The organism is Streptantibioticus silvisoli, assembly GCF_027947535.2.
Lineage (GTDB): Bacteria > Actinomycetota > Actinomycetes > Streptomycetales > Streptomycetaceae > Streptantibioticus_C > Streptantibioticus_C silvisoli.
In genome coordinates, this window is sequence record NZ_JAAGKO020000043.1 from 65,733 (window position 1) to 74,302 (window position 8,570).

Annotated in this window: 7 protein-coding genes and 1 pseudogene; 5 read left to right on the forward strand and 3 right to left on the reverse strand. The window is 75.4% G+C overall.

The annotated features are described in order from the left end of the window. Window positions 1-58: 58 nt before the first annotated feature. On the forward strand, window positions 59-1,426 hold the full coding sequence (locus POF43_RS25260) for an FAD-binding oxidoreductase (RefSeq protein WP_271315999.1): 1,368 nt from the start codon (window positions 59-61) through the stop codon (window positions 1,424-1,426). A 425-nt stretch (window positions 1,427-1,851) separates the two neighbouring features. After that, on the forward strand, window positions 1,852-2,481 hold the full coding sequence (locus POF43_RS25265) for a hypothetical protein (protein ID WP_271325858.1): 630 nt from the start codon (window positions 1,852-1,854) through the stop codon (window positions 2,479-2,481). Between the two features lie 178 nt (window positions 2,482-2,659). Here POF43_RS25265 and POF43_RS25270 read toward each other — a convergent pair whose 3' ends face one another. After that, window positions 2,660-3,103, reverse strand: a complete 444-nt coding sequence (locus tag POF43_RS25270; RefSeq protein WP_271325857.1) for an SsgA family sporulation/cell division regulator — start codon at window positions 3,101-3,103, stop codon at window positions 2,660-2,662. A gap of 334 nt (window positions 3,104-3,437) precedes the next feature. Between POF43_RS25270 and POF43_RS25275 the strand changes: the two genes are divergently transcribed. Continuing rightward, entirely contained in the window at window positions 3,438-4,868 is a 1,431-nt protein-coding gene (locus POF43_RS25275) for an RDD family protein (RefSeq protein WP_308217763.1), read from the forward strand. A gap of 12 nt (window positions 4,869-4,880) precedes the next feature. Here the strand turns inward: POF43_RS25275 and POF43_RS35210 are convergent. Further along, window positions 4,881-5,609 (reverse strand): annotated as a pseudogene (locus POF43_RS35210) (transposase); the annotation flags it as partial. Window positions 5,610-6,092: 483 nt separating this feature from the next. On the opposite strand from POF43_RS35210, the gene POF43_RS25280 reads away from it, so the two are divergent. Then, a complete protein-coding gene (locus POF43_RS25280) occupies window positions 6,093-6,800 on the forward strand; it encodes an RDD family protein (protein WP_271325179.1) in 708 nt (235 codons plus the stop codon). Between the two features lie 234 nt (window positions 6,801-7,034). Here the strand turns inward: POF43_RS25280 and POF43_RS25285 are convergent, their stop codons facing one another. After that, a complete protein-coding gene (locus POF43_RS25285) occupies window positions 7,035-7,340 on the reverse strand; it encodes a hypothetical protein (RefSeq protein WP_271325178.1) in 306 nt (101 codons plus the stop codon). 342 nt (window positions 7,341-7,682) lie between these two features. On the opposite strand from POF43_RS25285, the gene POF43_RS25290 reads away from it, so the two are divergent. Then, a complete protein-coding gene (locus POF43_RS25290) occupies window positions 7,683-8,009 on the forward strand; it encodes a hypothetical protein (RefSeq protein WP_271325177.1) in 327 nt (108 codons plus the stop codon). Window positions 8,010-8,570: the final 561 nt, after the last annotated feature.

An 8,570-nucleotide genomic window follows, 5' to 3' on the forward strand; every position in this document is an offset into this window, starting at 1 on the left:
CCCCGCCGCCCGGCGGCCGGTTCTTCCGCCGGCGCGCGGTCGGTGTCAGGGTGGACCCATGGGCGACCTCCTGGACCGACTGCGCGCCGCACTTCCCGCCGAGGCGGTGGTGACCGATCCGGACGTCACCGTCTCGTACGCCCGCGACATGGCCGGCTTCTGCGAGGCCGGCGCGCCCGCGGCCGTCGTGCTGCCCCGGACCGTCGAACAGGTCCAGCACGTCATGCGCACCGCCTGCGAGCTGCGGGTGCCGGTCGTCCCGCAGGGCGCCCGCACCGGGCTGTCCGGCGCGGCCAACGCCGTCGACGGCTGCGTGGTGCTGTCACTGGTCAAGATGGACCGCATCCTGGAGATCGACCCGGTCAACCGGATCGCGGTCGTCGAGCCCGGCGTGGTCAACGCGGTGCTGTCCCGCGCGGTCGCCGAACGCGGCCTGTACTACCCGCCGGACCCCTCCAGCTGGGAGCAGTGCACCATCGGCGGCAACATCGGCACCGGCTCCGGCGGCCTGTGCTGCGTCAAGTACGGCGTCACCGCGGAGTACGTCCTGGGGCTCGACGTCGTGCTGGCCGACGGCCGCCTGCTGCGCACCGGGCGCCGCACCGCCAAGGGCGTGGCCGGCTACGACCTGACCCGGCTGTTCGTCGGCTCCGAGGGCAGCCTGGGCGTCGTGGTCCGCGCGGTGCTCGCCCTGCGGCCCGCCCCGCCCCGGCAGCTCGCGCTGGCCGCCGAGTTCCCGTCCGCCGCCACCGCCTGCGCGGCGGTCTGCTCCATCATGGAACGCGGCCACACCCCGTCCCTGCTGGAGCTGATGGACCGCACCACGATCCGCGCGGTCAACGACCTGGCCCGGATGGGGCTGCCGGAGACCACCGAGGCGCTGCTGCTGGCCGCGTTCGACACCCCCGACCCGGCCGCCGACCTCGCCGCCGTCGCCGAACTGTGCACCGCGGCCGGCGCCACCGCCGTGGTCCCCGCCGAGGACGCCGCCGAGTCCGAACTCCTGCTCCAGGCACGCCGGTTGTCGCTGCCGGCCCTGGAACGCGTCACCGGCACCACGATGATCGACGACGTCGCCGTGCCGCGTTCCCGGCTGGCCGCCATGCTCGACGGCGTCGCGGAGATCGCCGCCCGCCACGGTCTGGTCATCGGCGTGTGCGCGCACGCCGGCGACGGCAACACCCACCCCGTCGTCTGCTTCGACCCCGCCGACCCGGCCGCCGCGGCCCGCGCCCGCGCCTCCTTCGACGACATCATGGCCCTCGGCCTCGACCTCGGCGGCACCATCACCGGCGAACACGGCGTCGGCCTGCTCAAGAAGGACTGGCTCGCCCGCGAACTCGGCCCCGTCAGCCTCGACCTCCACCGCTCCCTCAAGCACGTCTTCGACCCCTACGGCATCCTGAACCCCGGCAAGGTCTTCTGACCGGGGGCGGCCGCGTCACCGCAGGGCGTGGCTGGGGGGACCGGACCGGGTGCACGTTTCGCGCGGGCCTGCGCCCGACGCCGGGAAGCCGCCGCGCCGCCCGACCAGGTTCACCGGTCCCACCGCTCCCGCTTCCCGGCCCGCGACGGATGGCCGTAACCGGTGTCGCACGAACGGGTGAACAGGGGCTGTGGGACGAATGGTTCAGACCTAGGATGCCGACCTGTCGGGGCGTGCGGGCGGGCGCGGACCAGGGAACGGACCAGGAGAGGGAACAGCCGGATGGCGCGGGCGGGAGCGCGAAGGAGAGCGGTCGCGGGGGCGGTCGCGGGAACGGTCGTGGCGGCGGGGGCGGTCGCGTTCCGCCGGACGCGGGGTGGCGTCGAGGGTGAAGGGCCGCCGATCGCGGGGGAGTTGAGGACGCGATGACCGAGCAGTTCCTGGAGTCCGGGCTGCGCGATCCGGCCCGGTGGATCGCGCTGCCCACCGACTGGCCGGCGCCGGGGTTCGAGAAGGACTTCCCCGACCCGGCGACCTGGGCGGTCATCGCCGCGAACGCGGTGTGGAACGACAGCCCGCTCACCCCACGCGGCGACGAAGTCGACTCCCTGGCCCAGGTGTTGGCCTACTGCGCGGACAACTGCCCGCGCCCGCTGCCCGGTTACGAGATCTACCTGCACCTGCCCGGACCGCGCGACGTGCCCCTGCCGGTCTACGTCGGCGACTACCCGCGCACCACCGACCCCGAGTCCGACCTGCGCTACGCCCTCGCCGTCGAGGACCCCGAGGCCGTCGAGCCGCCGCTGGTCGAGGAGTTCACCGCCGCCGGGCTCGGCAGCGGGCTGCGGGCGCTGCGCTACTGCCGCGACCGCGACGACGCCTACGGCGGCATCCTCGTCGGCCTGCGCTACGCCTGGTACGTCGAGCACCTCGACCTGATCGTCAGCGTCCGCACCGTGCACCCCCACCCCGGCCGGGTGATCGCCGCGATCGACGACATCGACGCGCTGTGCCGCGGTCTGCGGTACGTCGCCGAGGACGAACCGCGCTCCTAGGGCGCGTCCAGCGGCTCGCGGCGGGCGCGCGGCACCGGTCGCCCGCCGCACCGGCCGGGTCCGCGCACCTCACCGGCCAGGTCCGCCCGCCGCACCGGCCGGGTCCGTACGGACGCCCCCGGTGTCCCCCGTACGGGTGAAATCCCATCGCGGGTACCGGTGTTCGCGGCATCCGGGGTCAACTCCCGCTGTCCGGCGACTCGTCGCGCGAGGTGGCGGACAACAGGGCCACCAGACCGTGGTCGAGGCCGAGGCGGCCGGCCTCGGTGCCGGGGGCGACCGCGTCGAAGGTGTGTTCCAGCCAGGCGCCGATCGGCCCGGCCGGCGCCTCCACCAGCGCGCTGCCGTCCGGGGAGCTGAGCGCCAGGCAGACCACCGAGCGGCCCTCCACCTTCGTCGGCCAGATGCGCACGTCCCCGTGGCCGCTGGGCCGGAAGACGCCCTCCACCAGCAGGTCGCGGGCGAACGTCCAGTTCACCGGCGCCTCGGAGCCGACGTGGAAGGCGACGTGCACGGCGAACGGATCGTCCGCGCGGTACGACAGTCTGGCCGGCACCGGAACGCTGTGTTCCGGCGACAGCACGAGATTCAGTTCCAGTTCGCTTTCCACCACGGTGTGCATGCGGACGACGTCCTTTCCTCGACGGCCCCTGGCGGAGTGACGCAACCGGTGCTGCGGGGGGCCGCACCGGAGAGAGCACGTGTGACCCACACCCTTACGCGACTTCGCCTGCCCGGCACGGGTTTTCCCGAACGCGCCCGCGACGGCCCGTCGAACCGCTACAGGGGAATCGGCGCACCCGCGTCCGCCCGGCCCTCACGTCCCCGCCGCCCGGCCCCTCCGTCCCCTGCACCCGTTCGACGGCCGAACGGTCGCGGTATGCGTCGTGCGCCGGCCTCGTTCTTCGTTACTGTCTTGCCTGCGTCCACGGCACAGAGGGGAGTTGAGGGCATTGGTGACCTCCGCAGGCGGCAGCGCGGAAGCACCCCGCGAGGGGTACTACCCCGACCCGTCCATTCCCGGCTACGTGCGGTACTGGGACGGCACCGCCTGGGTGCCCGGCACCAGCCGCCCGCAGCCCGGCCCCGGCGAGGAACTTCCCCCGCCGCCCGGCACCCGCGCCACGCCCGCCCCGGCCGCGTCGCGCGTCCCGCCGCGGGTCCCGTCGCGGAGCGGACCGGCGTCGGTCGAGGAGTCCGGCCCGATGTTCCTCGACGAGGACCCCGCCGCTCCCCGCGCCCAGCACGGAACACCGGCGGACCCGCACCGGAACCCCGACCACGGCTCCGGGGCAGGCTTCGGAGCCGGTTCCGACGGCGACCACGGCTCCGGGAAGGGCTCCGGCCCCGGCCACGGCTCCGGTGACGGCCACGGCTCCGGCGGCTCCCGGGACGCCCGGCACGTCGACTGGCCCGCCGCTGACGCCGCCCCGGCCCCCGAGCCCCCCGCCCCGGCCGCCGCCGCTCCCCAGGCCCCCGCACCGGCCGCCGCAGCACCGGCCGCCCCCGCGTCGGCCGCCGTGCCGCCACACGCCTCCGCCCCCACGCCGTTCCCGCGCCCCGCGCGCCCGGAACCCGCTGCCGTACCGCAGCCGCAGCCGCAGCCCCAGCCGCAGGAGAGCGGCTACGGGTACCCGCGGACCGCGCCGCCGGCGACCCCGTCGGCGCCCGGCGGTTACGGGTACCCGGAGCGGCAGCTGCCGGCCGCCGCCGGTGGCTACGGCTATCCGCCGCCCGGCGACGGCGGCGGGGTGCCGTGGCAGCGGCAGGTCGGCGAACTCGCCCGGCAGGACGGCCCGGCGGCCGGGGCCGGCGCGCCCGCCGTACCCGGTGCCCCGGACCCCGTGGTGCTGCCGTGGCGGCCGCTGGCCAGCGACCCGTTCGCCTCGGCCGCCCAGCCCGCCAGACCCGGCGGCACCGGCCGCCGCCTCGCCGCCCGGGTGCTGGACACCCTGCTGGTCGGCGCGGTCGTCTCGGCGGCCACGTATCCGCTGGCCATGGGCTCGCTGCACCACCTCCAGCACAAGATCGACGCCGCCCGGCTCAGCGGCGAGAACGTCCAGGTCTGGCTGATCGACGGCACCACCGGCGCGTACCTCGCCGTGCTGCTCGGCGCCATGCTGCTGGCCGGGCTCCTGTACGAGGTGCTCCCCACCGTCAAGTGGGGCCGCACCCTCGGCAAGAAGCTCTTCCGGCTCCAGGTGCTCGACATCGAGTCGCAGATCACGCCCGGTTTCGGCCAGGCGCTGCGCCGCATGCTGCTCCGCCAGGTGCTGGACTTCGTGCTGGTCGGCGTCGTCAACGTCGCCTGGTGCCTGTTCGACCGGCCCTGGCGCCAGTGCTGGCACGACAAGGTGGCCCGTACGTTCGTGGCCGCGGACGACTGACGAAGGCGCCCCGCCGGGCGGTCGTCCGGGGCCGGGCCGGTGGGGTTTCGGTGCTCCGGCGGGGCAGGGCAGGTGCGGCTGGTTTCTCCCTCGGGTGTCGCAGCTCGCGGGGTGATCGGGCGGGCGAGCCGGAACTGGGTGCATGCGGCGATGACCAGCCGCGCCCAGCCGCGTTCCCGCAGGCGGGGCCATGTCTGGCCCAGGGTCTGCTGGAACAGCCGGAAGGTGTGCTCCAGGTCGAAGCGCCGCAGGAACACCTGCCACCCCCGGTCGACGTCCGCGTCGTCGGCGCTGGTCTTCGATGACCACGACCACCGGCGGGGCCGCCCGGTGGGTCAGCCGCGGGTGGACCCGGTCCCACGCCTGCGTGACGGCCTTGCCGTGGTTCGCGGTGGCGGTGCGGGCCATGACCGCCGGTTCAGGCCAGGGCCTCGGGTTTGGCGAAGCGGAACTCCGGACCGTGCTTCGGCGGCCGGCCGCCCTTCGGGTCGTGGACGCGAGGCGGCTTCGGCAGCCGCATCACCCGGTTACCACGGACGCCGCCGACCAGCGCGACGGCAGGTACCGCAGCACCCGGGCCGGACGGGTCACGTCGTGGCCGGCGTCCGTCACGTTGGTGATGTCCGGCTCACCCGGCACCCATTGACCTGCCGTGATGAGACGTTCGGTGACGTCGCGGAGCTGGGCGGCAGTGACCGCGGTGGCATGGTCGGCCGGGCCGAGGCGGACCGCGTCCCGGATCGTGACGCTTCTCCCGGAACGTCCTGCGGCGGCAGACGCACTCTCACGGCCGGAGAATGACCAGGTCGGTGATCCGGTCCGAGGAACATTCCGACGCCGTCGAGCACCTGCTGCGTCGGCTCCCTGTCGCGTCACGCGTTACCTGACTGCGGCCGGCGGGCGGGTTCGTGTGGCGAGCGGTCGGGCAGCCGGTCGGGCGGTGTCTGTCCGGAATACCGTTGCGAGTGTCAACGAGCAGTCAACGGTTTTCGGAAGTGTCCGGTCCGATGGGGCCGTGCCGGTGGCGGAACGAGCCGCACCGGGCGGCAACCCCACCGGTGCCGTGAACTCCCGCCTCAGCTTGTTCTTCATCCGCACAGGTCGAACAGGAGCTCCAGCGGAGCGTGACCGCACCGGCGGTGCGCCGGGGGAGCGGCGGTGCGGTGTCCCCCGGACGGCCGTCGCGCACGGGCGGGGGATACCGCGCCGGGTTTGACTCGACGCATGAGTACCGAACAGCCGCCGCCCGGCTCCGGAGACCAGCCTCAGCGGGACCCGTTCGGGAAGCGGCCGGACGGCTCGCCCTCCGGACCCCCGGAATCCTCCTGGCCCGCGGGACCCGCAGGGCCCGGCGGCGGCACCCCGCCCTACGGGTCACCGCCCGGTGGCACGCCGCCCTACGGCGCCCCGCCGCCCGGTGGCACACCGCCGCCCTACGGGCCTCCGCCGCCCGGACAGCCGTACGGGCCCGGCATGGCCGATCCGCTGGCCGGCATGCCGCCGCTGGCGAACCGCGGCAAGCGGCTGGTGGCCCGGATCATCGACGCGTTGCTCATCGGTGTGCCGCTCGGTGTGATCATGTACTTCGCGTTCGGCGGCTTCGGCTACAACGCCAACCTGCGCAGCTTCTGGCAGGACCTGGTCTACGGCCTGGTCTACTTCGCCTACGACGGCTACATGCTGACCACCCGCGGCCAGACCGTCGGCAAGATGGCGATGAGGATCAGGGTCGCCCTGCTGGACAACGGCGCCACGCCGGTCGGCAGCCCCGGCTGGACCCGCGCGGCCGTCTATGCGCTGCCGCCGATCGTGCCGTGCTGCGGCTCGGTGTTCTGGCTGGTCAACGTGGTGTGGTGCCTCTGGGACCGGCCCTACCACCAGTGCCTGCACGACAAGGCGGCCAAGACGGTCGTCGTCGAGGCGACCCGCTGAAGGGGGCGCGCGGGACACGTCGCACGCTGAACGCGTCGCGCCGGACCTGTCGCGCTCAACGCGGCGTGCCGGACCGCGGAGGCCGTCAGCCGTGAGGCGTCAGCCGTGCCGCCGTCCAGCCGAAGCCGTCAGCCGTGCCGCCGTCCAGCCGAAACCGTGCCCTCGTACAGCCGAAGCCGTGCCCCCGTACAGACCCAGCCGCAATCCGTGCGCCCCGGGACGGAGGACTCGCCGTCAGCGGCGGGTGGGGCGGCCGCTGAGGACGCGGTCCGCCGCGGTCCGGCGGCCGGGCCGGGCGGTGGGGGACCGGCGCGCGGTGACCGGTGCGCCGTCCACCGGCCCGGCGGCGGCCACCGTGCCGCGGGTGCGGCCGGTCGCGGCCGGCGACATCGCGACCAGCAGGCCCAGCACGAGTCCCGCCACGGCGACGAGCACCACCGCGGCGCCGGACCTCGCCCCCGACAGCAGCAGGACGGCCGGCACCGACAGCACGGTGGTGGCCGATCCGTAGACGAACTGGGCGGGAGCCGGACGCGGCATGGCGGAATCCGTCCTTGATGCGGGGCTGCGCGCGGATGGGGGGTCATCCGCGCGGTCCGGGCGGTCGGCGTCGACGACCGGTGTCAGCTGAAGGGCGTGCCGCCCGGCGACTCTCTACGGGTCCCGATTCCCGCCCGGAACGGACGGTAAGCGACACCTCACCTGTGGTGTGGAGCACAAGGGGCGCACGGAGTCACGCCGTCCGCCGGGTGCCACGGCCGTGCTCCGGGCGGCTGGCGTGCCGGTGGCGCGCGGTGCGCCGGGTCCGGTCCGCACCTGCTCCGGCCTGCGGAAACGTACTCCGGCTGGCGATCAGGGGGCGTCCGGGCGGATTATCGGACCGTGGCATCCGGAGGATTCAGCAGACTGCCGGGCGGGACCGTGGTCGTCGCCCTGGTCCTGCCGCGCCGTGATCCGGACGACCCGGCCGGCACCGCGATCCGCGTCCTGGTCCACGCCCGCAACCGCCAGCGCGCCCTGACCCGGGTGCGGAACCTGGGCTTCCGTGCGGTCCGGCTGACCGGCAACGCCGAGCCGCCGACCCCGGACGAGATCTCCGTCGTCCTGCACCACCCCGACGGCCTGGTCTGGCGCCGCTGCCCCGCCGACCCGCCCGACGCCCCCTGGCAACCCCTGACCGCCCTCCGCCGCGCGGGCCTCCCGGGCTGAACCGGACCGGCCACGGCAGGACCGTCGGCCACGGCAGGGTGCGCGCCGGACGGGGGAGACGGCGCCGGCCACGGGGGACGCGGCGCCGGCCACGGCAGGGCTGACGGCGGCGCACGGTGAACGCGGCGCCGGCCACGGCAGGACCGCCGGCCACGGCAGGGCTGATGGCGGCGCACGGTGAACGCGGCGCCCGCCACGGCAGGGCCGTCGGCCACGGCAGGGTGCGCGCCGGACGGGGGAGACAGCCGCCGATCACGGTGAACGCGGCGCCCGCCACCGCAGGGCTCACGCCGGCCACCGCAAGGCTCACGCCCGCGCACGGTGAATGCGGCGCCCGCCACGGCACGGCTCACGCCCGCGCACGGTGAACGCGGCGCCCGCCACGGCAGGGCTGACGCGCGCCACGGCAGGGCTGACGCCCGCCACCGCAAGCCTGACGCCCGCCACGGTGGACACCGCCCCCCGCCCGGGGAGGTCGCCCCAGGCCCCCGCACCGGCCGCATCAACACCGGCCACCCCTCCGGCCTCGGCCCCCGCCCCCGCCCCAGCCCCCAGAAAAAC

Excerpts from the sequence above, each read along its gene's own strand:
- POF43_RS25260 (WP_271315999.1), top strand. The coding sequence starts at position 59 with ATGGGCGACCTCCTGGACCGACTGCGCGCCGCACTTCCCGCCGAGGCG.
- POF43_RS25265 (WP_271325858.1), top strand. The coding sequence starts at position 1,852 with ATGACCGAGCAGTTCCTGGAGTCCGGGCTGCGCGATCCGGCCCGGTGG.
- POF43_RS25270 (WP_271325857.1), bottom strand. The coding sequence starts at position 3,103 with ATGCACACCGTGGTGGAAAGCGAACTGGAACTGAATCTCGTGCTGTCG.
- POF43_RS25280 (WP_271325179.1), top strand. The coding sequence starts at position 6,093 with ATGAGTACCGAACAGCCGCCGCCCGGCTCCGGAGACCAGCCTCAGCGG.
- POF43_RS25285 (WP_271325178.1), bottom strand. The coding sequence starts at position 7,340 with ATGCCGCGTCCGGCTCCCGCCCAGTTCGTCTACGGATCGGCCACCACC.